Genomic DNA, 26,131 nt, shown 5'->3' with positions numbered 1-26,131 from the left:
TACTGCTGAAACTCAAGTCTGGCGTCAGTCGTTCAAATGCGTACAGCAGCGCAACTGCACTTGTCGAATAGCCAAAGGCTTTCTCTTACACCCTGCCTTTTATCGGTGACGGTGCGGAAATGGATGCGCTGTAGTTCGGGAGTGTTATGGCTGCACTTCGAGTTGGATCCACTGGAATGCGCGACCGCGCCAATCCTTGACGGAGACCACAAAGGTGAAGCTTCCGGGTTTGGTGGGAATGCCGGAGAGCAGGCCTGTTTCACCGTTGAGGGAGAGTCCCGGAGGAAGGGAGCCACCGACGATGCGGTAGCTGAAATCTCCCTTGATGAAGTCCCAGCTGAAAGCGAATTCGAGTGTTTCATTGACCGGCACTGCAGCGACGTAGAGCGCGGTTTCAGCGGGGCGGGTATGGGTGGAGGATTCCAGCAGGGTAGTGGGCTGAAAGTTACCGTTGAGCGTGATGCCTGTGAAAATCGGCTGCAGCGTGGGAGCCATTACCTCAAGTGTGTAGTTCAGGCGCTTCTGGTAGATGCCATTGCTCAACTGGATGGAGAAGGTGTAGGTGCCCTGGTCGGGAGTGACCCCTTGCAAGGCGCCATCCACGATGCGCAATCCCCTGGGCAGCGTACCGATCACACTGTAACTGACCGGTTCAGGGATGATTGCATTTTCATTGAGAGTGTAGAACTGGTAGCTTTCGGTATTGGCGTACAGCTGATAGCTCTCGGTGCTGCCCACGGTCAGGCTGAGGTTTGAACTGGCTGAATCGGTTCCATCGGTTGCGGTGACGATGAAGTGATAGGTGCCTGGAGTGGTGGGAGTGCCGACGATCTGGTCGCCGGAAATCGAAATCCCATCAGGGACATCTCCTGAGAGCGAATAGGTGACCGACCCATCGAAATGTTGTGCATGGAGGGTGCCATTGATGGATTCTCCGAGCGTGATGGTGGCTGGAAATCCGCTCACCGAGAGGGAGGCTTCGAGCACGGTCAGGCTGAGACTTACGCTGGCGGAATCTTCGTCATCAGCACCGGTGACGGTGAAGGCATAGGTGCCTGGAGTGGTGGGAGTGCCGACGATCTGGTCGCCGGAAATCGAAACGCCTGCGGGTACATTACCGGAGAGCGAATAGACCAACGGGTTAATCCCTGTGAAAGCTGATGATTTAAGGCTAACATTGATAGAGTCACCTAATCGAATTGTATCTGGAAAATCGTAGACCAGCACCGTGGGTGTTGCCGTAGTTCCAACACGCATGATGATGCTTTCGCTGGAAGTCAGTCCTCCCCAATTCCAAGTGTAGGTGGAGCCGTTGGTCATTTGCAATGATGCTATTGTTGTTCCCGGAAATGTTACAACGGCATATAGCGGATCGCCGGATTCATAGGTTCGGGACAAGGTGAGATAGTTGTTGCCAGTGAAGTTGAGCGTATCGTTGCCCGGCGAAGCGGTTCCATTGGTTTGGCCCGATAAACCAAAACTGTTCGGTCCATTGATGGAACTATAGACCCAGTTGGTCGAAGTGTTGAGCGTTTCAAACGTGATAGAGGCAAGCGAAGGGTAGATTCGTGGTGGGCCGATCGCAGAACTGATGATGGTTAGTGCGGAAATATCTATTGAGCCGTGTGCTGTTGCCACCACATCGCTGCCCTTCTCCACGATGTCGACGTATAGTTGCGCATGCGAGGAGCTTAAGGTGGTCAAGAGGGCGAGAAGCAGCGGTATTTTTTTCATCAGTGAACAGAATCGTTAAACGGTATTCAGGGTTGTAACAGTGGATGGGCTGAATGCAGAAGCGAGACCGTTGCCGACAGGTGTTGAATCGGCGAAAGTTGGGTGGACATCGCCTGTTGTCATTCCATCGCCAGATGGGATGGAGCGTAACTCGAAACGATGCAACTGAATGGTCCTACCGTAGAACGAACCTAGCGGGTGTCAAATATGCGGATCGATTTGCGTTCGAGCATACCGAACCTCACCCTGTTCGGCAGGATATCATCGCTGTGAAACAATCTCTTGCCATAAACGGCTGAAGCTTTGCGAGGGTCCTGCTCAGCGGTGACCGTAGGCCTGTTCGATGATGCGAAGATCGTGCCCCAGATCCTCGATGCGCCAGATCTGCAGGCGCGTGTGAGGCTGGTTAAAGTAGCGGTGCAGGGCCATCATCAACTCTCCGTCAAAAGTGCGAAAGAGGTTGCCGTGTCCGCGATCTCCGGCAATGAGCGGTTCCTCACGGTGGGACCAGTTGCCCGTGAGCTTTCCATTGTCCGAGAAAGCGAGGGATGTGGTGTAGCGTTGCTGCGTGTCAATATTCCAGCTGGACCAAAGCAGCATCAGTTTCCCTGTTTTTGAGACGTAAGGCCATGGGCCATCCGTGACCACTGCGCGGGAAGTGACGCCACCATAGTCGGAGACTTTTGCGGTCCACTCCACATCGGCAGCGTTGATCAGTGTGATGGCTTCACCAATGGTTTCAGACAGGTCATCGGAGAGTCGGATGGCCTTGATCAAACCATCACCGATCTGCACCCATTCGTGACAGTAAATCATCCAGGGTTGTCCGTCTTCGACATAGAGCGTTCCATCCAGTGCCATTTCATCTGCGGGTGTGTGGGCCTGGTTGTGCATGCGCTGGAAGGGTCCCAACGGGGAGTCGGAAACCAGGATCTGCGAACCCCGCTTGTACATAGTGGGGCGCCCCGGCTTGGAATCGATGATGGTATCGTAGTCGTGAAACGTGAGAAAAAGGTAGTATTTGCCCTGATAGTAGCTCACTTCGGGTGCCCATGGGGCGTGGTCAGAATTTGCCCAGGAATCCGCTTCAATGGCATAGACAAGTTCGGGTCCATGCCAGTGCACCAGGTCCTCGCTCCAATAGCCCTCGACGCCAGCAGCACCTGTCGGCGATTCTAGTTTTTCCATGGGGTGCCCCACATGCAGACTGTCGTAGACGTAGTAGCGCCTGGATACAGGGTCGGCGAGAATGGCAGGGTCATGAATATTGAGCGTGTCAACGTGGTGTACCTGTTTTTCCGGCACCGACGACGACGGAATATTTTGGGGCAGTTCGAGTGCGCTTGCGTGCAGCTGCGCGAGAAGTGCGACGCAGATCGATGGGAAAACATGGAGTGAATTCATAGGACAACAGGCGTTGAAAGCTCGACCAAATTTCGGGTCAGAGTCAGCACAGCGCAAGTCGTTCAGTAACGCAAAGCGATCCGGTTTCGAACAGTCGGAAAAAGATCAGGTTGTGGCGTTTTCGAGTGCCTTCATGCCTGTAAATCTGCGGCGGCTGCATCTGCCTTTGCCACCTCGTCGAAAAGTCGGTCGATCAGCTCGGGAATACCTGCATGATCCGCGCAGTTGATGCAGAGTGCTTTTCGGCGCAGCTTTTTGTTGAAACGTTGAATGGGGGTTTCATCTTCGAGCAGATCGGTTTTGTTGAGCACGACAAGCTGGCGTTTGTCGAGAAGATCGGGGGAGTAGAGCTTCATCTCCTTGCGTAGCTGCTTGTAGTCTTCCCATGGGTCGCGCTGATCTTCAGCTGCAATATCGATGAGCAGCACCAGCACCTTGCAGCGCTCAATATGGCGAAGAAATTTGTGGCCAAGTCCACGATTCTGACTGGCCCCTTCGATCAGGCCCGGGATATCACCGATGCGCAGACGGCGAAAATTGGCCTCATCCTCGAGCAGTCCCACCGAAGGCTGTTTGGTGGTGAACGGGTAGGGTGCGGTCTTGGGGTGAGCGTTAGTCAGCACACCGATCAGGGTGGACTTTCCCGCATTGGGAAAGCCGACCAGCCCCACATCGGCGATGGTCTTCACTTCCACATCGTAGTCGCCCTCCTGTCCAGGCGTGCCGTAGGTGAACTCACGGGGTGTCTGGTTGGTGGAAGACTTGAAGGTGGAGTTACCATTGCCACCCTTTCCGCCCTTGAGCAGTTCGATGCGCTGTCCGTGTTCATTGAGTTCGGCGATGATGCGCCCGGTATCGGGATGTTTGAAGATCGTTCCAACCGGAAATTTCAGTTCCAGATGCTTTCCCCCGCGTCCGTGTTGGTTTTGACCGCGGCCGGGTTGACCATTTTCTGCGATCCACCTTGGATTGAAGTGGTATTCGCGCAGATCCCCGATGTTTTCATCGCAGATGACAAATACACTGCCGCCCCGTCCCCCGTTGCCTCCGTCGGGTCCGCCTTTGGGGATGTATTTCTCGCGGCGAAAGCTGACACATCCGTCGCCTCCCTTTCCTGCCTTGAGCTGAATTGATAGTTCGTCGTAAAACATGGTGAAATCCTGGCAGCGTGCTGCTGCATCCGTGCATCATGCGGTAAAGATTGGTCACCGCGCAAGTGCGAAACGGTCGGCTGTTAGACGCGGAAATGGATGGGAATGCAAGGATTTTCAGACGGCAATTGCCTTGATCAACCCTTGGCCAGCAATTCCCGAGCATGGTTGAGTGCGGAATCTGACTCACGGTCACCGAGCATGCGCGCCAGCTCCTGAACGCGTGCGGCACCGTCGCTTTCGAGGTGCTCAATGGTGACCTGTGTGGAATCGTCGGTCTGAGACTTGACGACTACAAAATGTTCGTCGGCAAGTGCAGCGACCTGTGGCAGGTGGGTAACGCAGAAGACCTGATGCTGATGGGCAAGAGCTGCCATTTCTCGACCGACGGCCTTGCCGATTTCACCTCCGACGTTGGCATCGACTTCATCGAAGACGAGAATGGGAGTTGCATCGAAGTCGGCCAGCACTGTTTTCAGAGCGAGCATGACGCGCGCCGTTTCCCCACTCGAAGCGATCTTGTTGAGCGGCAGCAAGGGTTGCCCAGGATTGGGAGCAAAGCACATCTGGCAGCGGCTGGTTCCATGCGTGGTGGGTTCGGGTTCGGCAATCAGTTCAATCTGAAACAAGGCTTTTTTGAATCCCAGCTTGTGCAGATTGTCCGTGACCTTTTGGGAGAGCAGTGTAGCTCCTTTTTGCCGAATGGCATTCAATTCGGTGCCAAGCTGAATGGTGCGCTTGAGGGCCGCACTTTTTTCCGCTTCCAGTCGCTCAAGGGTGGCTTTGATGTCGCCGTGGGTGGCGAGTCGTTCCTCCATCTCTGACTTTGCGCCCAGAATTGCGTCAGAACTCTTGCCATGCTTGCGCTTGAGGTCCATCCAGAGTTCCATCTTGTATTTGAGTTCCTCGACCGCGACTTCATCGAGATTGGCAGCATCGGCCAGTTCTGCGATTTCGCTGTTCAGGTCCTCCAGTTCGATGGAGAGCGACTCCAGGCGCTTCCAGATCGCCTCACTTCCGGGGTCGATTTCCTGAATGGAAGCGGACAGGTGGATGGCGGTTGCAAGTTTTTCCGATGCACCGCCTTCTTCAAAGAGGGCTTGCTGAAGGGTTTGCAGGAGCTGCAGCAATTCCTCGGAGCGGCTCATGCGCTGAAATCCCGCTTCGAGTGCTTCGAGACTGTCCGCATCGACGCCGAGTTCCTCAATCTTGCGGATTTGATCCTGCAGGTAGTGGATTTCGTCCGGGCTGAGCTGGGTCTCGCGCTGCAGGGCTTCGAGTTTGCGCGTCAGCATCACCCATGCGTCATAGGCCTGCTGGTAGCTTGCGAACTTTTCGGATGCAGCGGAGAAGAGATCGAGCAATTCCAGCTGGAATTTTTCCTTGAACAATTTCTGGGGTTCGCCCGGACCGTGAAAGTCAATCCAGTATTCACCCAGTTCTGAAAGGTTTGCCAAGGTGGTCAGTGCACCGTTGACCTGGATTTTGGGCAGTTTTTTTTGATGCAGTGTGCGGGATAGCAGCAAGGCTCCATCCTCGCATTCGGGCAGCTCGAGTTCGCGAAGCTTAGCATTGATCCGGTCGGGTTGTGCAATGGCAATTGTGGCTTCGACCTTCGCAAAATCCTGCCCGTGACGAATGATGGTGCGGTCGAGACGATTGCCCGAGAGCATGGCCAAGGCACCGAGCAGTACGCTTTTGCCAGCACCGGTTTCCCCGGTGATACAGGTAAACCCCTCATCAAACTCAAGCGTGGTCTGGTCGATCAGCGCGAGATCCTGGATCTGTAGGTACTGCAGCACAGAGGTGGGATTTTTAGGTGTTGAGATAACTGAGCACGGCTTCGCAGACCTCGTCCAGTTCGCTCTGGGTCAGTTCAGGGAAAACGGGAAGGCTGATCACCTGAGAGCAGGCCGTTTCGGTGGCAGGAAGACAGCTGTTTTCAGGGACAACGGATCGGAAACACGCCTGCTGGTGCAGCCCGAGTGGATAGTAGACACCACAACCGATCTGGCGATCACGCAGCCACTTTAGCAGCTGGTCGCGCTCGCCGGGTTGTGTGACACGGATGGTAAACTGGTGCCAGGTATGCTGGTTGTTCGGGTGGGTTTCCGGAAGGATGATGCGTGTCGAGGCATCGGCAGCATCGAACGTGGTCGCCACCTGGGCATGATTGCCGAGATACTGATGATAGTGGCGTGCATTTGCGTCGCGCTGCTGGTTTTGTGCGTCAATATCGGGAAGTTTGATGCGCAGCAACATGCCTTGCACGGGATCGAAGCGAAAGTTTCCACCCACCATGTGGTGGTAGTAGACCGGATCCATGCCGTGGATGCGCAGGATGCGCGCTTTTTGGGCGAATTCGGCGTTTTGAGTGCAGAGAAAGCCCCCATCCCCAAACCCGGACAAATTTTTGGTGGGGTAAAAACTGAAGGAGCCGAAAATGCCAAAAGTTCCCGCTTTCTTGCCCTTGAAGGTAGCCCCAATCGCCTGGGCACAGTCTTCGATGATGAGAAGATCGTGCGAACAGGCAATGCGCTGAATGGCATCCATGTCGGCGCACTGACCGAACAGATGAACAGGAATGATGGCGCGGGTTTTGGGGGTAATCTTGGCCTCAAGATCAGAGGGATCCATGTTGAAGGATCCTGGCAGGATATCGACAAAGACCGGAATCGCACCGAGTCGGGAAACCGTGCCAGCCGTTGCAAAAAAAGTGAATGACGGGCAGAGCACCTCGTCACCCGGTTGCAGGTCAAGAGCCATGAGCGCGAGCAGCAGCGCGTCGGTGCCCGAGCTGACGGCGATACAGTCACTCACACCGAGATAGTCGGCCAGTTCGGCCTCAAATCCGGCGACATGGTCGCCACCAATGTATTGCCCGGATTCGATGAAGGAATCGAATGCCGCCTTCATGCGGTCGAAGTAGGGACGGTTGTGTCGGGGAATGTCGAGAAGTGGAACGGCCATGTTGGCAAACTGTGTGATTTGGTGTGCAAATGACAATCAAAACCTCTGAGGGAACAGGGAAACTGTTTGAGGCGCACACACATCCAGTATGCAGTATGTAAACACAAAAAAGGCAGGGTCCTTCGAACCCTGCCTTTGATTGCCAGTGATGGGATCACCAGCGAGAGTCGTTCCGTTATCCAACGAGACGCAATACTGCCTGATTGGCCTGCGATGCGAGCGACAGTGAACTGATACCCAACTGCTGAGCAGTGTTGAGGGACAGGAGGTTTGCACCTTCTTCGTTCAAGTCGGCAAGCGTCAGCTTGTCAGCACCTTCCTGGAGGATGTTCACCTGCTTTGCAGTGAAGTCCTGACGGGTGGTGATGATGTTCAGGTTGTTCGCGAGTGCTTTCGAAGCAGCGTCGAGCTGAGTTTCGAAGCTTTCCACGTTGGCGATGATCACATTCATGGAATCCGCGTATTCGTCTCCTGCGAAGTCAACCGCATTGGCGCTTCCGGTTCCTGCAGTTCCATCCACGTGTCCCTGGATCGTGACGTTGGTCAGACCACTTTCACCACCAGTGATGGAGAGCGCAGTGCTGACAACTTCGTTTCCAATGCTGAAGCCTTGCAGCTGCAGCGTGGATTCATCGAGCTTTTCATTGAACTGCACGTTCAGGGTCTGGTTGCCCTTGACCGTGGAATTCGCGTCCATGTCAGTTCCCTGCAGGAAGTTGGTACCGGAGTAAACAGCATCCTTTGCAAGGGTATTCACCTGTGCGATCAGTTCATTGAACTGTGCACCCAGGTTGGCACGAACGTTGGAGTCGGTTTCACCCTTGGCGTCTTCAGCAATCGCCTTCATCTGCTCAGTGATCGCCTTCATGGAGGTGATCGCCTGGTCGGCAGATTTGATGGCGGAAACTGCCTGACCCATGGAGTCGAGACGAGCGTCGAGTTTGCCAGCGCGATCCGTCAAGTTAGCAGCCTTAAAAAAGCTGTTCGGATTGTCGATAGCGGTGTTCACCTTCTTGCCCGTGGCAAGGCGTGACTGCGTGCGGCTCAGCAGATCGTTGGTTCCCCGAAGAGAATTCAAGTTCGTACGGATACCCGCTGATAGAGTAATATCGGCCATAATTTTACCTTTCTGGTTTTTTGGTGATTTCTTTCACGCCAGCGTTCTTGCTGACGCCACAATCAACGGATATCCGGAGAATTACTTTAGCCGATTTTTTGCGAAAATGTGTAGATCCAGGTGAGTCGATAGGGTTTTAAATATTTTTCACAATCGTGTTGGGATCTGGTCGATACCGGGCCGAATGGTTGCATGCAAAACGGTGAGCACCAGTGATGCCTGGGAATGGAGAAAGCCGAAAACAACCCGTTTGAGTGAGGGTAGATCTCAGGCTTCGGGCGTGCCGACTCCCGCATTTCGAAGCGTGTTGAGAAAATGCTGGGCAAAGCGGTTGGCATCGCAAAGTGTCGATTTGAGCAAGCGATCCCTCAAGCACGCGCGAAGGGCTGCCAGCTTGTCCAGCTCATTTGCCGCGCTCAGGGCACGCTCAAGGTAGGCTTCGCGCGTTTGCGTCGTCCAGTCGCTCAATCCGAGATGAGTGAGAATGCTTGTGGAGACCCGGGAACGGTGACTGTTGCCCGATAGGGTGAGGACCGGGCAACCCATGAGCAGCGACTCAAACGTGGTTGTGGTTCCGTTGTAGGGAAAGGAGTCGAGCGTGAAGTCGACATCTGCGAAAGAGGAGAGATGATCGAATTCATTTTGAAATGCCGGGATGAGTTCAATGCGTTCGCTTGTGATTCCCTGCTCTTCGAAAGCGAGGCGTAGACGCGATGCTACCCTGGGCACAGTGACCATTGGACTCTTGATGCGCAGTCGGAATCGCGGTTCCCGTGCCAGTAACATGGCCCAGGTGTTGAGCATTGTGGGAGTGACCTTGTTCAGATTGTTGTGACTGGCCAGGGTAATCCATTGCTTTTGCAGAGCAGGCAATGGTGTGACATCCGGAATCGCATCGGAAGGTTCGTAGCAGAGGAAGCACGAATCGAGATAGAGGCGTTGTTCCGAGCAGGATTCGCTGGAATCAGGTGGATCGGTGATCGAATCCACGATGCGGAAATCAAAGCAGGCAAACCCGGTCGTATTGGGGTATCCCATCCAGTGAGCGTAGTAAGGGACCAGCTTGCGATTGTGAACAAGTGCTTCAAAGTGACTGCTGTGCGTGTGACCTGCGAGATCGATGAGAATGTGCAGTTGATCCTTTTCGATCTGGTCAAATTGCTCGCTTGACTGCAGCTGGCGAAAATCCGACGTCTGGGTTTGAATCTGCCGGGTTACCTCGTCCTCAACCATGGCAGTGGCGTAGCAGAACGTCTGAACATCGCAGCGGGACTTCAGTCCTCGAAGCAGGGGCAGTAGGAAATAGCTGACGGAGTGACGCTTGAGATCCGGGCTGATGAATCCGATTCGAAGCGGCGGATCTGAGGATAAACGCTCGACGATCTCAGCGGGGGCAGAAGGACTGGGAAGCAGCACCTGCATGGCGGAACCGATTGCGATATGCTCGTCTGCAGCGCAGGTCACACCGTTTTTGTCCTCAAGATAGTTCAAGGCCATCAGATACTGACAGATGAGGTCAATGGAAGTTGGCTGCTTACGGATTGCACGTTGGATGTGCTGAACATAGCTTTGAACATCCCAGGACTGGAATGCGAGCTCGGCCCTTGCAGCGATGACGCGCACGTGGTCGGGGTGGATGGATTCGAGCGAACGCAACTCTGCCTCGACCTGGTCGTGCTGTCCGGCCTTCAATCGGCATTGCAGCAGATTCAGGCGGCGGTCGATCGAATCAGGCTCGAGCATGCAGGCCCTTTTGAATGCTGCAATGGCAAGATCAAAGCGGGAGATTGCCTGAAAAGCACCGCCCAACGCATTGTGACAGTTTGCCTGAAGTGGCGAACCTGTTGACTCCGGTGCACGGTTCAGGGCGGGCTGCAGGCAGTCGATGACCTCTTGATGACGCTTGAGGTTCAGCAGCGCGATACACTTGAAATAACTGGCATCCAGCTGGAACGGAAGAACCTGCAGCACGGATTCAAACTGTTCAATGGCCTCAGCGTAGCAGGCCTTCTGCAAGAGCTGGACACCTTTGCGAAAGGTGGATTCAATCTTTGGAAGATTCATGGGGCACTGCAGGTTGAAATCAGTTCCAGGCGGGTTAAGAAAACGGCGTTTGTGTCGATTTTACGGTTTATGAACGGGCAGCAGGGTTGCAACACTGGAACCAAGAAGTTCCTGGGAATACACTTCCTGGGCTGCAATACCTATGGACGTCTGTATCCCAACAAAGCAAACACGCATTTTGAAGGAAGATGCCCTCGCTGTGGACTGACCTTGAAAGTGAAAATCGGGGAGGGTGGATTACCAGATCGTTTTTTCCGCTCCCCGTGTCTCATGAATCGCATCGGAGGTGTGCAACCTCGCGTTTATTGATCGGGTGAGGCCGCTTCGAAAAGTCCAAATACCCTCTCCTTGTGGGGAATATATGCCCGTTCGACCAGTGCTCGCTCGACGCGTGCATCGGGATCGGTGAACCAGTCGGAAATGACGAGAAATCGCTGATTTCGATCTTCGATAGCCTGCCGCACAGCGGGAAGATGCAGGTCTTCGATGCTTGTGATCAGAACGTCGGAGCGGGTTGTGCTGAGTGCAGCAGGCTCTGCAGTATGCAGGTTGATGACTTGGAGTTCCTGCATGGCAGATTTCCAGTGATCCTCGAAGGAGGCCGGATCGATGAAGAGGTGCTGCGATAACCGCTTCAAATCTCCTGCATCGGACAGGATGAGGGGGTGGACACTCTGGGAAAGGTGTACCCGGACAGACTCCTCGGTGCGGTGCAGCTCCTGAAGCAGTTCATAGAGCTGGAGTCGAAACACCAGAGAATCGCGATACTCCGATTCGGCAGGCGGGAGCTGGCAGCGCGGTTCATCCTCCAGGCGAAAGATGGACGGTGCTTCGTGGTTCTCGAGCAGGGCGAAGAATGCTTTTCGGCGGGCCTCAAAGGAGAAGTGTTCTGTGGTGATGGCATTTCCGTTTGCAGCAATCTGTCTGGCGCCGTCGGGGTTTCTCGAAAGTTCATGAATGGTCTGCAGCAGATCCTCGACATCATCGTATCCGAGGTACGAAACTCCGTCTTGGTAGAGAAGGTCAAAGCCCGTGTGTGGTGTCAAACGATCGGTCAGCAGTAAGGCTCCCATTGCGGTGCTTTCGAAGACGCGCAGGTTGAGTTCACCATTGAGAGAAATATTCAGGGAAACCAGACTGCGTGCTGCCAATTCGAGGGATTGGGTTCGGGGGAGTTTTCCTCCAACGATGGGGATTTTGTGGCGCTGCAGTTCCTTGATGATGCGATTTCTGCGTGGATGATAGTCTCCGAGTTGACCAAAAAAACAGAGTTGGTTACGACGTTCCCGAGCTGCCTGTACTTTGGGAATCTGAAAGATCAATCCTGGCATCCAGAATACATTTGGAATTCCAAACTGCCTGAAAAAATGGGCATTGTGCCGATTCCAGACCACGACGGTTTCGAACTCCTGCTCCAACGCATAGGAGATCATGGATTGCAGTGGGTTTTTGAGAATGTGGGTGGCCCCTCCCACCAGTAAAACCTTGCGAACCTGTGGGGGAAGATTTTGGGGCAGGCATGCCCGTGTGGCGTCGGCGTGCACCAGAATCAGATCGGGCTGTTGCGAAGGTCCAAGTTTGGAAATGAGCGCACTTGCGTCAAAAGTGCCACGTGGGGTATTCAGGTATTTCCAGCGCCCCTGCTGGCGCAGGGGATTGTAGTGGGGACCACAGAGACAGGCATCTGCGTCGAGAATGAGGGGGGGCAGAAACTTGGGTTCAGCGTGGGTGAAAAAAAGGATGTTCATGGCTGTGCGATCAGGTGTCCGGGTGGATGAGGGTTAGGATTTGTTGAGTTCCACGTATTTGATGATGGAGGCGGGATGGCTCTGATCCTCGTTCCAGAACTGCATTTCAAGCGGAACCTCGCGACGGTCATGCCAAACCTTGATGGGGCCAAACATCGAACGATGCCAGGAGGGACGGAAATTCCAGTTGAGCGGTAGCACAAATGGATTGAATCCGGTGTCCGTCATTGCCTGCGAGAACCCGGCCTGATCATTTTTGGGCATGATGCACTTCTGGTTGTCCCGGTAGAACACGATGGATGAATCGATGCTGGCAGAGCAGGAACTCCAGCGCTCCAATACGGGCAGTGCCTGGCGGGTAAAGAAGAGAACACCTGTATTGTATTCGATCTGATCCCCACCAATGTCGGCATACCGACGTGCCCAGGGACACTCATTGATGCAGCAGGCAAGTCCGAACTGTTCGGCTTTTTCGAAGCCAAAATCGAGCCGGTCAAGCACCACGGTGTCCGTATCGAGGAAGAGAGTGGATTCAAATGGAGTTTGTGTCATGGCGCGAGCCTTGTCGAGCAAGGTGGACTGTTCGGGCAGTTCCAGGCACTTGTAGGGGAGCTCAGGGTGGAGTCGTTTCAGGGATTCAAGGCTGCGGGTGAGTTCCTTTTTGGCCTGATCTCCCCAGAAAACATAGATCACGCCGCGGTTTGATGGAGTGTTGTGTTGTGACATGGCAGTGCGTAAAAGTGGGTTGGCGATTACCTGGAAAAGTGAGGCATTGTGGGAATCAAAACCCAGCAGGAATTCGAGAAAATGACGAGGCCTAAATGACCCGGTACGCGGGGCAACTGATGTTTGGGATTTTCCTCAGAAGCGGTGGCTGAGGAGGTTTTTCCAGAGTCAATCTCAGTGATCTGCTCTTCGTGCATTCGTAGTGAAAAACGCCTGTTGCAGCTTGAATTCGGCGAGAATTCTTCCAAGGTTCGCGGCGAACCCGTGAACATGCCATGATCGATCCATCCCTGAATTTTCTTGGAAAGCTGTTACCACAGTGCACCCGTGCGCTGGAACTCGCGGAGACCGGAATACGCCGCAATCTTAATCCATGGGAGGCGATTTCCCTGCGATATCATGGCAATCTCTGCCTGTACTGCTCGTGCAAGAAGGACAAGTTTGAGCAGAAAAAACGGGAGATGCAGCAAGCCAGAGTACTGCGGCGCCGTGACAGGTGAACGCTGTGATACCGTGTTGGTCGCTGCGTGGAGTGTCACTCAGGGAGCGATTGAATCGTAAACGATGACCTTGCTCCAAAGGTGTGAATTCTGTTCGACAAAGGCTTGGTGAATCGGGTGGTCCTGATAGGTATTCTGTCCTTCGACATCGTCAAAAAACAGCATTTCCGAGACTTGGAAACTATTGTCCACGACCTCGCGCTTCTCGGTAGAGGCAGGTACGCCGACGTGCAGTCCTCTTACCGTTTCGATAGTGGCCAGCGTGCGAATACCACGGATCAGTTGCTCACGATCTTCAACCGAATCCGGACGCTTGAGCCAGAAGTAGACCATGTGGACAAGCTTCGGAAGTGCCAGAGGAGCGGATGCACCTTCTGCGTGGGCTGGCAGTGTTAACAGCGTGGATGCGCCCAAGGCAGCGCTGGTGGACAGGAACTGGCGACGGGTGGATGTGTTCATGGATGGCAGTGTTGATGGCTAGGTTCAGATTGCAACCGGAGCGAACCAGATATTCGGGATTTTGAATGAAATGGGCTAGAACTGCCCCGTGCGCAACAGCACGAGGGTGCAGGCCTGTTCGCAGTGGATGCCCGCCTGCTCAAGCTCGGCCTGTTGCAATTCGGATTCGGTGCCGGGGTTAAAAATCACGCGTTTCACTGCCCGATCAAGGATTGACGGAAGGTGGCGTTCGAGGATTTCGGGACGCACATAAAGGGTGACGGTATCGATATGCCGGTCGGCGGGAACATCGGAAAGGCTGGCGTAGGCGTCAATCCCACCCACGCTGGTTTTCACGGGATTGATTGGAATCACGTGATGACCCTTTTCGATGAGCAGCTCCTGGGCGCGTTTGGCGTAGCGGCCCTCCTTGTCGCTGGCTCCGATGATGGCGACGGTTTCCGTTGAGCGGTTTGTGGTCATGCAAATAAGCTAGGCGACTGCTGATAAAGCGCAAATGCAAAGCGTTGGAACACGTTTGGCAGTGATCGATTTCCCGGCGTTGTCTGAAGTCGGGGATTAATCCTGATCCGAAAGAGCCTGCTGGATGAGCGAGCGTGCACGATCCGACAACGGAAGTTCGAGGGCGGCACGTCTGGCGATCTCACTCATCTTGCCCCATGTTTTCCGGAGGATGCGGATGACCTTGTCGACATCGGTCCATTGGTCGAGGTAGTGTTCGAGCTGGGTTTCGAGAAAGACGAGGCAGAGTGCGTCTTCGATGGCTTGCACGTTGGCATTGTGGGACAAGTCGGATTTGAGGTTCATCTTGCGCACCTCAAGGATCAAGGCTTCTTCGTATCCGAGTTCACGCAGTACCTGCTCGCTGCGATCTGCGTGGAATTGTTTCAGATCGTTGCGCCATTTCAGATACCCCGCACGTCCCTCCGGATAGGTGTTGCGGGGAATTTCCCAGCGGCAAAGGTGTTGACAGCGGGCAGCAAGTCGAACCTCCTCAGGGGCATCGGGATAGAGCGTATCGATCCAGCGGCTCATTGCACGGGCGTCGTGCAATTCCCGAGGCAACGAATTTCCGTTGGGTTCGGTGACCTCATTCGGGTCCGCTGCGTTGAGGGCGTCAAAGGCCTCAATGGCGCGTTGAAAACGTTCGGTCGACATGAGCCAAAACTGAAGATTTTGACGGGTTTCGGCAAGTCCGGATCCATACTGCGGAGAAGGAATGAGGCACTTATCCCACTGCTTTTGCATATAAACCGTGCTTCTGTTTTTGTTGGCTCGATGATGCTTGATTGATGCGAAGCCTTGGATTTGTCTAGATACCGGAGCGTTTGTCCGCGTAGTGGTCGTGGTCAAAGGAAGCCCTCTTTATTCGCTCAACGTAGCTTCACTATTCTTCAAATCATGGCTAAAATCAAAGTAACCAATCCGGTGGTAGAATTGGACGGGGATGAAATGACCCGCATCATCTGGAAGTTCATCAAGGAAAAATTGATCCTTCCCTACCTCGACCTTGACATCAAGTATTATGACCTGGGCATGGAATCCCGCGATGCGACGGATGACCAGATCACTGTGGACGCTGCAAAAGCGATCCAGCAGCACGGCGTTGGCATCAAGTGTGCAACGATCACGCCCGATGAAGCGCGGGTCGAAGAATTTGGACTCAAGCAGATGTGGCGCTCGCCCAATGGAACCATCCGTAATATTCTGGGAGGCACGGTGTTTCGTGAGCCCATCATCATGAAGAATGTTCCGCGCCTGGTGACAACCTGGAATCAGCCCATCTGCATCGGGCGTCACGCATTCGGCGACCAGTATCGCGCGACCGATTTTCTGACCAAGGGAAAAGGAAAGCTGACCGTGAAATTTGAGGGCGAGGACGGCAGTGTGATCGAACACGAGGTCTACCAGTTCGAAGGGGATGGAATCGCCCTGTGCATGTACAATACGGATGAATCGATTCGCGGATTCGCACGCGCTTGTTTCAATCAGGCGTTGATCAAGAAGTGGCCACTCTACATGTCCACCAAGAATACGATTCTCAAGCGCTATGATGGCCGTTTCAAGGACATCTTTCAGGAAGTCTACGAAACCGAATTCAAGTCGCAGATGGACGCTGAGGGCCTGGTATACGAGCATCGCCTGATTGACGACATGGTTGCTGCAGCCTTGAAGTGGGAAGGCGGATTTGTCTGGGCCTGTAAGAACTACGACGGTGACGTCCAGTCGGACACAGTTGCGCAGGGATTTGGTTCATTGGGACTGATGACGTCGACTCTTGTGACCCCGGATGGAAAAACAATGGAAGCGGAGGCAGCGCATGGTACGGTGACCCGCCATTTCCGTCAGCACCAGCAGGGCAAGAAAACCTCGACCAATCCCATTGCGTCGATTTTCGCATGGACGCGAGGACTGGAATTTCGTGGAAAGCTTGATGACAATGCGGATCTCGTGAAGTTTTGCCACGATCTCGAAGCGGTTTGCATTGAGACTGTGGAGTCGGGAACCATGACCAAGGATCTTGCGCTCTGCATTCATGGCAAAGCGATGACGGATGCGCACTGGGTGACAACGGAAGCTTTTCTCGACGCCCTGGATTCCGGGCTGCAGCGCAAGCGTGCCAGCTGAGTGCTCAAACACTTCCCATTTTTTCGAAACGGAAACGTCGAATGGCGTTTCCGTTTTTTTTTGCTCAGACAAGCAGAGGCGACATGATGGATTGGCATGCACCCGAGAATGTGGACATGCCTGGACCGCAGCGGACTGAAGGTCCAGCCTGGAGGATTTTATGTGGATCCCGCTCGGGTGGTTTCGACGGCGGTAGTGACGCACGGACACGCGGACCATGCTCGGGCAGGGCACACAACTGTAGTTGCGACCCCGGAAACCCATGCCCTGATGCGGGCGCGCTATGGTGCGAAGTATTGTGAGCGTGCGGTGGAGCTGCGCTTGCACGAGAGTCTGACGCTCGGAGAGGTGGAGATTACTTTTTATCCGGCAGGACATGTGATGGGCAGTGCGCAGGTGCAATTGAACTATCGGGGGAGTCGGCTTGCGGTTTCCGGTGATTATAAGCGAGGAGGTGGAGATCCAACCTGCGCAGACTATGAACCAGTGCCCTGTGACGTTTTTTTGACCGAAGCGACATTTGCCTACCCACTGTTTCGATTCCCGAATCCGGAGTGGGAACTGGAGCGTTTGCTTCAATCCATGCTTCAGTTTGCGGACCGTGCACATCTGCTCGAAGTGTATTCCCTTGGCAAAGCACAGCGATTGATCGCAATGTTGCGAGCAGCAGGATGGCAACATCCGCTCTATGCCCACAGCTCGATACTGGCGATCAACGAAGTCTATGAAAATTTTGGCGTTGATTTGGGGGAAGTGCGCCCGCTCGCAGAGTTTCGGCAGATGGAAAATAGGGAGCGTGCTGCCCTGTTGTTGAACCCACCCCATGTGCAACTGCCATTGCAGGCAAACCCGGATGGACGCATGCTGTATTGCAGTGCATCGGGCTGGAATGCAGTTCGCAAGCATGCGCGTTCCCGGCGAGTGGATTTGCCACTGGTGGTTTCGGATCACTGTGATTGGGATGAATTGCGTCAGAGCATCCATGCAACGGGCGCATCAGAAGTGTGGGTGACGCATGGTCCGGCAGACTCCTTGCGGGAATGGGCAAAGGAGTCGACGGACTTGCGCGTTCTGGATCTGAAGGAGGTGTGGAATGCATGATTCCTATCATCCTGATCATCGCTCGCGGATGAAGGATCCGGTAGTTGCGCTTTTTGAAGCACTATATTTTGCGAATGACGATGCCATTCGAAGGACGCACCTTCGCAAGTATCTGGAGACGTTGCATCCTGCGCACTCGGTGGTATTGGGATGGTTGCTGCTGGGTTCTCCGAAAGTGCCGGTGCGAACGACTCGCCTGAAGGCAATGCTGTGCGAGCGCATCTCGACCTGGCAACTGCAGCACAGCCAGAAATTCATTGGAGACCTCGCCGAGAGCATCGCAGCACTGTGGCCGGGTGATTCTGATGGAAGGGAGGTGGACTGGGAGCGATTGTCGCAACGCATGAAATCCCTGGAGCAACATGCTGAATCGCAGATCGCGGATGTGCTTGATGGGATGTGTGAGGCGCAGCGTTGGCTGTTTCTTCAGGTTTTTGTGAAAGGGAACGACTGGAACATCCGTCCACAGGTCTTGCTGGAGTCTCTGCCACCGGGGGCTGAGCAGAATGCTGCGCTTGAACCGCTGGTGCGGGAACTCAGAGTGCGTGTGAATGCGGCAAAACAGAGTCCGCGACGTTCCTGGAGCATGGTGTTGATGTACGGAGAGAAAGCGAGAGGGGGGGCGGGCTGGTTGAGCTGGACGTTGGGCCTGAAGGATGTTCAGGAGCGCTGGCTGCCCATCGTAAAGGTGGCACCTGCATGGGTTGACGAACTGGAAGCCGTGCGCCTTGAGGACCGGATGCGGGATCACACAAGCGGAGGACGCGGTCCCATCGTGGAGTTCGAAAAAAAGCTGGTGGTCGAGGTGGAATTTTCTGCCGTGAAGTCGGCTCCCCGACGCAAGTGTGGTATTGCGCTGGAACAAGAGGTCATGTGCGGCATTCGATGGGGAGCAGCGGTGGAAATAGTGGAAGATCTGGATGCTTTCCTGCGGGCAAATCCGGTGGAAAAGTAGAGTGTACCCCCTGTGTGAGCATGGGTGATGCAGCTTTCGGATCTGTTGCTTGTAAAAAAAATTAAAAAAGGTACTATTGTGTCGATAATACTGTGGTTGAAGGATCATGTTCCTGGAATGAAACATCGCTATTTCAGTCAGGAACGGGTCAAGGTTGTCAGTGGAAAAACTCTGACTGACGAACCGCTCATCCGCTATCTCCAACAGAATTTCACCGCTCCCATCGGCATTCATGCCTGAGGGAACGGATTCCACACCGCTTTGAAACATTCCAAACGAGCCACGATCATCTGTGGGAGCCCGGGTTCGGGTAAATCCACCTACGCGCGTGCACTGGCAAATGCGCAGCATGCGGTTCTGCTGGATATTGATACCTGTTCAGAGCGACTGGTGATGGCCGGACTGAAAATGGCGGGACATGATCCCATGGATCGCGACAGTGAGGTGTTCAAGGAGCACTTTCGCGAGGCGATTTACGAGACGTTGTTTGATATTGCGAAAGAAAATCTCGCTCATTGTGACGTGGTGATTGTCGGACCCTTCACACGTGAGCTGCGCATCGACGACTGGCCCGAGCAGGTGAGTGAGCGACTGCAGAGTCGCGTGAGTGTCGTGTATGTCTATTGCGAACCCAAAGAGCGCAAAGCGCGTTTGCGGGCGAGGGCAAATCCGAGGGATGAGGGAAAATTCATCGATTATGAAGCCTTCAACAGCTACTATGGCACTGAGGATCGCCCGGTATTTACGCACTCGTTTATCGATACCTCGCAGTTCAAAACCCAGTTCTGAAGCGGGATAAAGCATTCTTGATCATACTGGGAAATCGGCGAAAAGCATGCTCTGCGCGGTGAGCTAAGTTTTGTCGTACTAATATCAGTTTTCTCAAAAACTCGCTCCTAGTAAAGCAAGTTGGGGTGTGCGAGAGTTAGGAAGTTCCGGGATTTCAGCCCCATTGTTGGAATGTCGGCTTACTCCATAAAAACTTGTATCGTACTCTATACCCCACCCATGAGTTGCTTTGTATCGGTCACACGAGGGAGGCGGGAGTACCTACTGAAAACCACTAGAAACAAATGAATTCTGATAGACTGAAACCCACGAATTGGTCGGGAATTTTTCGGCAGCGCTGCTTTTGGGCAGGGCTGCTTGGCCTGACGGCCGTATCGGTCCTTTCCGCTCAGACAACTGAAAGTGAAGCGGACATCTACGAACTGGAAGCTTTTGAAGTTACAGCTGGATTTGCGGACTCACTCGCTGCCGCTGCAGTTGTGAAGCGAACACAACCGGTGATTGTCGAAATGATCGTCGCTGAAGATATCGGAAAATTGCCTGACTCCAGTATCGCCGAGTCGCTTGCGAGATTGCCGGGCTTGACGACTCAGCGCATCAATTCCCGTGCGCAGGGCATCGTGATTCGAGGACTGGAAGGGGACTTCAGCACCGGTCTGCTCAATGGGCGTCAGCAGGTGAGCACCTCGGGAGACCGTTCTGTAGAGTTTGACCAGTATCCGGCTGAACTGATGAACGGAGTTACCGTTTACAAAACCACAACACCGAACCTGATCGGTCAGGGATTGGCCGGGACCATTAACATGCAGACCATCCGTCCGCTCTCGCTGGACAAGCGACTGCTCGCGACGAACATTTTTTTCGAAAAAGCGAGCTTGGGGAAACTCAATCCGGATTCTGAAGATACGGGCATGAAGTATTCCCTCAACTATGCAGACCAGTTTCTGGATGATACGCTTGGAATTGCGATCGGATACTCGAACACAGATCAGGCGGGTCAGGGTGAGCAATGGGAAGCCTGGGGATACCCGGAGACCGGCGACGGAGATTTTGTGATCGGCGGAGCGAAACCCTTTGTTCGCTCGAGCGAACTGAAGCGCAAGACGTACATGGGTGTGCTTGAGTTTCGCCCGAATCGCTACTTCCACACGGTGCTGGATGTGTTCATTTCGGACTTCAAGGAAACCCAGATCCTGCGCGGGCTGGAACTCCCCTTGTGGTGGAGCGGTGCTCAGCTGCAGCCCGGATACACTGTAGACAATGGGTTGGTGACCTCGGGTACGTTTAACAATGTGTTTGCGGTGATGCGCAATGACAACGTCTGGCGGGATGCAGATCTGAAGAATTTTGGTTGGAACCTGCGCTTTGGTGATGGTTCGGGATGGGTGCTCGAGCTTGACCTGAGCAACTCCAAGATGGAACGCAAGGACAACGTTTTGGAAACCTACTCCGGTTCGGGTGAAAATCAGACGGGAACTGCCGACAGTCTGGGCTTTCGCATGACGGACGACGGGGTTCGCTTCACGTCGAGCGTTGACTACACCGATCCGAACGTGATCAAACTCTCCAGCCCGCAGGGCTGGGGTGGCGATCAGGTGCCGGGCGGACAGGTCGGGTTCTTCAAGGGACCGATCGCCGAGGACGATCTCAAGCAGTACCGTGTTTCCGCAAAACACGAATACGACGGGCTACTGCGCGGGCTTGATTTTGGGGTCGCCTATACGCGTCGCAACAAATGGGAGGTGGAAGCGGGACCGAACGGACTCGAAGGATGGTTCCTGGCGTTGCCTAATGGTGCAACCTCTGCAGATTTGCCACCCTCCATCGGGGTGACCAAGCTCGATTTCCTCGGTTTTGACGGCATGTATAGCTACGATTCCCGCGCGCTGTGGAACAGTGGATACTATGACCTCATCCCCAACGCGAACATCAATGAGGCGGCCAACAACTTCGACGTGACCGAGAAGGTGACCACATTTTACATCCAGGCGGATTTTGAAAAGGAAACGCGTGGGGGACGCTTCATCACCGGAAACATCGGTGCGCAGGTTGTGAAGTCGGACCAGAGTGCGTCGGGATTTTCCGCCAACGGTGTCACCCTGATTGCAGTGGAAGATCAGCATGATTACTGGGATTTTGTACCGAGCCTCAACCTGATCTTCAACTTCGACGAATGGCGCAAGGTGCGGTTCAGTGCAGCGCGTCAGTTGGCCCGGCAGGAGATGGTGGACATGCGGGCGAATTCGAACTACGGATTCAATCAGGCACTTTACCTTTCCACGGATGTGCAGAACAGTCCCTGGAGCGGAAGCGGTGGAAATACGAAGCTTGAACCCTGGCGTTCCAATTCATTCGACCTGACCTACGAGAATTATTTTGAGGACGGTCGTGGGTATTGGGCCTTGAATGCCTTCTATAAGGACCTGGTGAGCTACACCTACGATGAACAGGTTCTGAGTGACTTCACCGGATACGACACAAATTCGAATGTAGTGCCTGCCATTTTCCAGGGCTATCGCACGGCTCCGGTCAATGGCGAAGGTGGTCGTCTTTGGGGCTTGGAAGCGACCCTCTCCATGCCGGGTGAAAAGTTGACCAGTGCGCTCAAAGGATTTGGGCTGATCGTGGGTGCGTCGATGACCCAGAGTAACATTGAGACTTCACCGGGCAATACGCAGGAGATTCCGGGGCTGTCCAAATACGTGGTCAATACAACGCTGTATTATGAAAAGGGAGGTTTTTCTGCCCGTGTGAGCAGTCGTTACCGTTCGGAATATCGCGGCGACATCTCCACCTTTGGACCTCGCGGCGAAAACTTCCGCGAATTGCAGGCCGAAACGGTGGTCGACGCGCAGATGGGTTACAGCTTTCAGGACGGAAGCAAGTTTGATGGACTGTCGATCACATTCCAGGCCTACAATCTGACGGACGAGCCGCTCTTTGGCGTGGACAACGGGGATACCCGCCTGGTTCGCAACTATCAGCTCTACGGTGCCCAGTATTCGCTCGGCATTTCCTACAAGTTCAAATAACCGAAAATCGGCAAGAGCGAATTCCGCAGCCGACTCTGTCGAACCTAAACAGCCACTGGAAATGATGCCAGTGGCTGTTTGTCTCTACTCAATTTTCTCTCGAATCCCAGCTGACTGACCATGAAACTCATCCTCTGCTGCCTTTCTTCACTGCTCTGTGTATTCACGACCCTGAACTCCGCTTCCGTTGAGCGCGTGGAACCCGCCCATTGGTGGGTTGGCATGAATGAACCCGTTTTTCAGTTGATGCTGTATGGCCCCGAAGTGGGGAAAAAGACCCCGGAAATTCACGCCGAGGGGATTCGCATCGAACGCGTGGAACGGGTGAACAGTGCAAATTATCTCTTTTTATACCTGCATGTAGGTGAAGTTGCCGCCCCTGGAGAATTCGAAATCGAGCTGCACGACGCAAAGGATGGCAGCGTCGAGCACCTTGCGTATTCCCTGCGACTGCGCGATCCCAACGCATCTCAGCGCAAGGGCTTTGACAGCTCGGATGTGATCTACCTTCTGATGCCGGACCGATTTGCCAACGGCGATCCGTCTAATGACTCGGTTCCCGGGATGCGGGAAACCAAGGTAAATCGTGGCGAACGCTACGGGCGTCATGGTGGAGATCTTGCGGGTATTATCGAGCATCTCGACTATGTGCAGGACCTTGGCATCACGGCCCTGTGGCTGAATCCAGTGCTCGAGAACGACATGCAGGAATCCTCCTATCACGGCTACGCGATTACGGATTTTTATAAGGTGGATCCCCGACTGGGAACCTTGCAGAACTATGAGGAACTGGCCCGGCTGGCGCGTTCGCGCGGGATCAAGCTTATCATGGACATGGTGCTCAACCACTGCGGACTGTATCACTGGTGGATGGAGGATCTTCCAGATCCAGACTGGATCAACCATGTTGAATCCTATCAGGAAACCAATCATCTGCGAACGACCAATCAGGATCCCTACGCATCGCAACGGGATACCCTTCGCATGCGGGAAGGATGGTTTGTTCCCTCCATGCCCGATCTCAATCTCAGTCATCCCTTGCTCGCAGACTACATGACGATCAACAGCATCTGGTGGATCGAAACGCTTGGTCTGGGCGGCATCCGCATGGATACCTACCCGTATCCCGATAAACACGCCATGTCCCGCTGGTGCGCACGCATTCTTGAGGAGTATCCGAACTTCACCATTACCGGCGAGGAATGGTCGGTGAATCCACTCACCTTGGCCTATTGGCAGCGTGGCAAGGTGAATCAGGATGGATATCAGGGCAACCTTCCATCGCTGATTGATTTTCCGATGCAGCAGGCGATCAAGGATGCGTTCCAGCAGGAGGAGGCTTGGGGCCAGGGCTTGATGCGCCTCTACGAAGCACTCTCCAATGATTTTCTATATCCCGACCCAATGAATCTGGTGACCTTTCTTGGCAACCACGATACTCCGCGATATTACATGGAGGTGGGGAGTGATGAAAATGCCTACCGAAATGCATTTGTCTGGCTGATGACAATGCGCGGCATTCCACAAATTTACTATGGTGATGAAATCCTCATGACGCACTATGAGAGCGACAGTCATGGACACATCCGCAATGATTTCCCGGGGGGATGGAAAGGGGACGTGACGAATGTCTTCACCGGACTTAACCTTTCGGAGCGACAGGCACGCAATCTGGAGTTCACCCGCAAACTGCTGCGCTGGAGAAAGAATCAGCCCGTGATCCATACCGGAGATCTCGTGCATTTTGGTCCGGAAGAAGGATGCTACGTCTATGTTCGTCACGATCCGAATTCGGCGGTCATGGTGGTGTTGAACAAAAATTTGCAAGTTCACAGGCTCGACCTTGCGCGTTTTGATGAAATCCTGAACGGCTACCAGAGTGCCTACGATGTGATCGATGAAAAAGAAGTGCATTTGGGTGAAGCACTTACACTTTCCCCGCAGCAGCCACTCATTCTGGAGCTGCGCAGATAGACTTCGGGAGCAACACCATTTATGACAATGCGGACAAAAATGAGATCCACTTCCCATGCAATGCTCGGCACGCTTCTTGTCGCCGCAGTTGTACCATGGCAACCGTCGATACTCACTGCTGAACCTGATGCGGAAAAATGCGATCCCGGAGAGAAGCTTGTCATCTATCAGGTGTTTACGCGTCTCTTTGGCAACACCCAGAGCGAATGGGTTCCCTGGGGTACCAAAACACAAAATGGAGTGGGGAAATTTGCGGATTTCACCGATGCTGCGCTTGAGGGAATTCGCGAACTCGGCACCACTCACATCTGGTATACGGGTGTGTTGCACCACGCGCTGGTGGGGGACTATGAGCGCTATGGAATCACATCCGATGATCCTGATGTGGTGAAGGGCCGTGCGGGCTCGCCTTATGCCGTGAAGGACTACTATCAGGTGAATCCGGATCTTGCAGTGGAACCGGAGCAGCGTCTGGCCGAATTTGATGCGTTGGTGAGACGCACCCATCGGCATGGCATGAAGGTGCTCATCGACATCGTTCCCAATCACGTTGCGCGCCGTTATGAAGGGCTGAATAATCCTGAAGGTGTGGTGGATTTTGGGATGAATGATGATGTGAGTGTCGAATATGCGAGTGACAACAATTTTTATTATCTTCCAGGGCAGGCCTTTGAAGTTCCGGATTTACCAGAGTCCCTTCGTCCGCTTGGAGGGACTGCACATGTGCTTGCCGACGGACGTTTTGACGAAAATCCTGCGAAGTGGACTGGCAACGGTGCCCGGATGGCCAAACCCACTGCTGACGACTGGTACGAAACTGTAAAGATCAATTATGGGGTGCGTCCCGACGGGAGCATCGATTTTCCCGAATTGCCGCAAAGCGATGCGGAGCTGGGCTATGAGCATCACCACGCATTCTGGAGTGACAAGCAAGTGCCGAACTCCTGGGAGAAGTTTCGGGACATCGTGCATTTTTGGCTGGATCGCGGGGTGGATGGATTTCGTTTCGACATGGCGGAGATGGTACCTGTGGAGTTCTGGAGCTACCTGAATGCATCGATCAAGATGCGCAAACCGGATGCGCTCCTGCTGGCAGAGGTATATCAGCCAGAGCTTTACCGGAAATACCTGCAGATTGGAAAGATGGACTACCTCTATGACAAGGTGGACCTTTACGATACCTTGAAGGCCATTTTGCACGGTGAGGCTGATCCCATGCGTATCGCTGAAATTCAGGATGCCAAGGCAGACATTGAACATCACATGCTGCATTTTCTGGAGAATCACGATGAGCAGCGCATCGCGTCACCCGAGTTTGCGGGAGATGCGTTTCGCGGGCTGCCTCTGATGGTGCTCTCTGCCACCCTCGGAACCTCCCCCACGTTGCTGTATTTTGCTCAGGAGCTTGGAGAGGATGGAAGTGAAGCAGCCGGATTTGGTCAGCCCTCACGCACCAGTATTTTTGACTATATCCCGGTGCCTTTTAAAGCCTGATCAAAAAGGGAATATTAGTTGCGATTTTCATAGGAAAACTCTTCCACTGCAAGCTTAAAATCAAGCTCTGGGTTGTTGAAGTTTTGCTTCGATACTTAGTGTGGCGTGTGGCACAATGCGCAGCCGTTCTTTTGGAATCAGTTTGCCTGTAACCCTGCAAATGCCATAGGTTTTGTTTTCGATGCGAATCAAAGCATTTTCAAGGTTGTTGATAAACTTTTGTTGACGGGCTGCAAGCCGTCCATTTTCTTCCTTCGAAAGCACCTGATATCCTTCTTCCAACAC

The 26,131-nt window shown here is 53.9% G+C and carries 21 protein-coding genes and 1 pseudogene; 9 read left to right on the top strand and 13 right to left on the bottom strand.

Going from position 1 to position 26,131, the window contains the following annotated elements; all coding sequences use genetic code 11:
* Positions 1-144 precede the first annotated feature (144 nt).
* The 9 genes from ABQ298_16235 to ABQ298_16195 all read right to left on the bottom strand — a co-directional run bounded on the left by ABQ298_16235 (position 145) and on the right by ABQ298_16195 (position 12,914).
* Positions 145-1,734, bottom strand: coding sequence for a putative Ig domain-containing protein (locus tag ABQ298_16235; GenBank protein ID MEQ9825933.1), 1,590 nt, complete (start codon positions 1,732-1,734; stop codon positions 145-147).
* Between the two features lie 318 nt (positions 1,735-2,052).
* Positions 2,053-3,138 carry a glycoside hydrolase family 43 protein gene (locus ABQ298_16230; protein MEQ9825932.1) on the bottom strand — a complete coding sequence of 362 codons (1,086 nt, stop codon included), beginning with the start codon at positions 3,136-3,138 and terminating at the stop codon, positions 2,053-2,055.
* A gap of 131 nt (positions 3,139-3,269) precedes the next feature.
* Positions 3,270-4,289: a GTPase ObgE gene (obgE, locus tag ABQ298_16225; protein MEQ9825931.1), complete on the bottom strand. Its 1,020-nt coding sequence runs from the start codon at positions 4,287-4,289 to the stop codon at positions 3,270-3,272.
* A 137-nt stretch (positions 4,290-4,426) separates the two neighbouring features.
* Entirely contained in the window at positions 4,427-6,091 is a 1,665-nt protein-coding gene (gene recN, locus ABQ298_16220) for a DNA repair protein RecN (protein ID MEQ9825930.1), read from the bottom strand.
* Positions 6,092-6,104: 13 nt separating this feature from the next.
* Positions 6,105-7,259 carry a DegT/DnrJ/EryC1/StrS family aminotransferase gene (locus ABQ298_16215; GenBank protein ID MEQ9825929.1) on the bottom strand — a complete coding sequence of 385 codons (1,155 nt, stop codon included), beginning with the start codon at positions 7,257-7,259 and terminating at the stop codon, positions 6,105-6,107.
* Positions 7,260-7,434: 175 nt separating this feature from the next.
* Positions 7,435-8,376, bottom strand: coding sequence for a flagellin (locus ABQ298_16210; GenBank protein ID MEQ9825928.1), 942 nt, complete (start codon positions 8,374-8,376; stop codon positions 7,435-7,437).
* 267 nt (positions 8,377-8,643) lie between these two features.
* Positions 8,644-10,440, bottom strand: a complete 1,797-nt coding sequence (locus ABQ298_16205; GenBank protein MEQ9825927.1) for a tetratricopeptide repeat protein — start codon at positions 10,438-10,440, stop codon at positions 8,644-8,646.
* A 302-nt stretch (positions 10,441-10,742) separates the two neighbouring features.
* A complete protein-coding gene (locus ABQ298_16200; protein ID MEQ9825926.1) occupies positions 10,743-12,188 on the bottom strand; it encodes a glycosyltransferase in 1,446 nt (481 codons plus the stop codon).
* Positions 12,189-12,221: 33 nt separating this feature from the next.
* Complete coding sequence (locus tag ABQ298_16195; protein MEQ9825925.1) at positions 12,222-12,914, bottom strand: hypothetical protein; 693 nt, start codon at positions 12,912-12,914, stop codon at positions 12,222-12,224.
* A 275-nt stretch (positions 12,915-13,189) separates the two neighbouring features.
* Here ABQ298_16195 and ABQ298_16190 point away from each other — a divergent pair, with 275 nt between their 5' ends.
* On the top strand, positions 13,190-13,414 hold the full coding sequence (locus tag ABQ298_16190) for a hypothetical protein (GenBank protein MEQ9825924.1): 225 nt from the start codon (positions 13,190-13,192) through the stop codon (positions 13,412-13,414).
* 39 nt (positions 13,415-13,453) lie between these two features.
* On the opposite strand, the gene ABQ298_16185 is transcribed toward ABQ298_16190, so the two are convergent.
* From ABQ298_16185 to ABQ298_16175, 3 genes are all read right to left on the bottom strand, one after another.
* Positions 13,454-13,873: a Dabb family protein gene (locus ABQ298_16185; GenBank protein MEQ9825923.1), complete on the bottom strand. Its 420-nt coding sequence runs from the start codon at positions 13,871-13,873 to the stop codon at positions 13,454-13,456.
* A 75-nt stretch (positions 13,874-13,948) separates the two neighbouring features.
* Positions 13,949-14,335 carry a CoA-binding protein gene (locus ABQ298_16180; protein MEQ9825922.1) on the bottom strand — a complete coding sequence of 129 codons (387 nt, stop codon included), beginning with the start codon at positions 14,333-14,335 and terminating at the stop codon, positions 13,949-13,951.
* 96 nt (positions 14,336-14,431) lie between these two features.
* Positions 14,432-15,031 (bottom strand): DUF4202 domain-containing protein, encoded by a 600-nt coding sequence (locus ABQ298_16175; GenBank protein MEQ9825921.1) that lies wholly within the window; start codon positions 15,029-15,031, stop codon positions 14,432-14,434.
* 243 nt (positions 15,032-15,274) lie between these two features.
* Here ABQ298_16175 and ABQ298_16170 point away from each other — a divergent pair, with 243 nt between their 5' ends.
* The 8 genes and pseudogenes from ABQ298_16170 (at position 15,275) to ABQ298_16135 (ending at position 25,834) form a co-directional block, all read left to right on the top strand.
* Positions 15,275-16,501, top strand: a complete 1,227-nt coding sequence (locus ABQ298_16170; protein ID MEQ9825920.1) for an NADP-dependent isocitrate dehydrogenase — start codon at positions 15,275-15,277, stop codon at positions 16,499-16,501.
* Between the two features lie 96 nt (positions 16,502-16,597).
* Entirely contained in the window at positions 16,598-17,602 is a 1,005-nt protein-coding gene (locus tag ABQ298_16165; GenBank protein ID MEQ9825919.1) for a ligase-associated DNA damage response exonuclease, read from the top strand.
* The gene (locus tag ABQ298_16160) at positions 17,595-18,557 is read left to right on the top strand and encodes a hypothetical protein (protein ID MEQ9825918.1); all 963 of its coding nucleotides are present in this window, start codon (positions 17,595-17,597) and stop codon (positions 18,555-18,557) included. The genes ABQ298_16165 and ABQ298_16160 overlap by 8 nt, the downstream gene beginning before the upstream one ends.
* Before the next feature lie 117 nt (positions 18,558-18,674).
* Positions 18,675-18,797 carry a hypothetical protein gene (locus ABQ298_16155; protein MEQ9825917.1) on the top strand — a complete coding sequence of 41 codons (123 nt, stop codon included), beginning with the start codon at positions 18,675-18,677 and terminating at the stop codon, positions 18,795-18,797.
* 21 nt (positions 18,798-18,818) lie between these two features.
* Complete coding sequence (locus ABQ298_16150; protein ID MEQ9825916.1) at positions 18,819-19,346, top strand: ATP-binding protein; 528 nt, start codon at positions 18,819-18,821, stop codon at positions 19,344-19,346.
* Positions 19,347-19,630: 284 nt separating this feature from the next.
* Positions 19,631-22,378 carry a TonB-dependent receptor gene (locus tag ABQ298_16145; protein MEQ9825915.1) on the top strand — a complete coding sequence of 916 codons (2,748 nt, stop codon included), beginning with the start codon at positions 19,631-19,633 and terminating at the stop codon, positions 22,376-22,378.
* A gap of 120 nt (positions 22,379-22,498) precedes the next feature.
* Positions 22,499-24,352 (top strand): glycoside hydrolase family 13 protein, encoded by a 1,854-nt coding sequence (locus ABQ298_16140; GenBank protein MEQ9825914.1) that lies wholly within the window; start codon positions 22,499-22,501, stop codon positions 24,350-24,352.
* A 39-nt stretch (positions 24,353-24,391) separates the two neighbouring features.
* Positions 24,392-25,834, top strand: a pseudogene (locus tag ABQ298_16135) (alpha-amylase family glycosyl hydrolase).
* Between the two features lie 72 nt (positions 25,835-25,906).
* Here the strand turns inward: ABQ298_16135 and ABQ298_16130 are convergent.
* Positions 25,907-26,131 (bottom strand): TraR/DksA C4-type zinc finger protein (locus tag ABQ298_16130; protein MEQ9825913.1); only part of this gene is annotated, 225 nt, incomplete at its 5' end.

Source organism: Puniceicoccaceae bacterium (genome assembly GCA_040224245.1).
In the GTDB taxonomy this organism is placed as follows: Bacteria; Verrucomicrobiota; Verrucomicrobiia; order Opitutales; family JAFGAQ01; genus JAKSBQ01.
Note: the sequence above shows the minus strand (reverse complement) of the source record. Positions and strands in the feature narration are given on the sequence as shown.

Coding starts and splice junctions, on each gene's coding strand:
- ABQ298_16235 (MEQ9825933.1), bottom strand. CDS start 1,734: ATGAAAAAAATACCGCTGCTTCTCGCCCTCTTGACCACCTTAAGCTCC.
- ABQ298_16230 (MEQ9825932.1), bottom strand. CDS start 3,138: ATGAATTCACTCCATGTTTTCCCATCGATCTGCGTCGCACTTCTCGCG.
- obgE (MEQ9825931.1), bottom strand. CDS start 4,289: ATGTTTTACGACGAACTATCAATTCAGCTCAAGGCAGGAAAGGGAGGC.
- ABQ298_16215 (MEQ9825929.1), bottom strand. CDS start 7,259: ATGGCCGTTCCACTTCTCGACATTCCCCGACACAACCGTCCCTACTTC.
- ABQ298_16210 (MEQ9825928.1), bottom strand. CDS start 8,376: ATGGCCGATATTACTCTATCAGCGGGTATCCGTACGAACTTGAATTCT.
- ABQ298_16205 (MEQ9825927.1), bottom strand. CDS start 10,440: ATGAATCTTCCAAAGATTGAATCCACCTTTCGCAAAGGTGTCCAGCTC.
- ABQ298_16200 (MEQ9825926.1), bottom strand. CDS start 12,188: ATGAACATCCTTTTTTTCACCCACGCTGAACCCAAGTTTCTGCCCCCC.
- ABQ298_16195 (MEQ9825925.1), bottom strand. CDS start 12,914: ATGTCACAACACAACACTCCATCAAACCGCGGCGTGATCTATGTTTTC.
- ABQ298_16190 (MEQ9825924.1), top strand. CDS start 13,190: ATGATCGATCCATCCCTGAATTTTCTTGGAAAGCTGTTACCACAGTGC.
- ABQ298_16185 (MEQ9825923.1), bottom strand. CDS start 13,873: ATGAACACATCCACCCGTCGCCAGTTCCTGTCCACCAGCGCTGCCTTG.
- ABQ298_16180 (MEQ9825922.1), bottom strand. CDS start 14,335: ATGACCACAAACCGCTCAACGGAAACCGTCGCCATCATCGGAGCCAGC.
- ABQ298_16175 (MEQ9825921.1), bottom strand. CDS start 15,031: ATGTCGACCGAACGTTTTCAACGCGCCATTGAGGCCTTTGACGCCCTC.
- ABQ298_16170 (MEQ9825920.1), top strand. CDS start 15,275: ATGGCTAAAATCAAAGTAACCAATCCGGTGGTAGAATTGGACGGGGAT.
- ABQ298_16165 (MEQ9825919.1), top strand. CDS start 16,598: ATGCACCCGAGAATGTGGACATGCCTGGACCGCAGCGGACTGAAGGTC.
- ABQ298_16160 (MEQ9825918.1), top strand. CDS start 17,595: ATGCATGATTCCTATCATCCTGATCATCGCTCGCGGATGAAGGATCCG.
- ABQ298_16155 (MEQ9825917.1), top strand. CDS start 18,675: ATGAAACATCGCTATTTCAGTCAGGAACGGGTCAAGGTTGTCAGTGGA.
- ABQ298_16145 (MEQ9825915.1), top strand. CDS start 19,631: ATGAATTCTGATAGACTGAAACCCACGAATTGGTCGGGAATTTTTCGG.
- ABQ298_16140 (MEQ9825914.1), top strand. CDS start 22,499: ATGAAACTCATCCTCTGCTGCCTTTCTTCACTGCTCTGTGTATTCACG.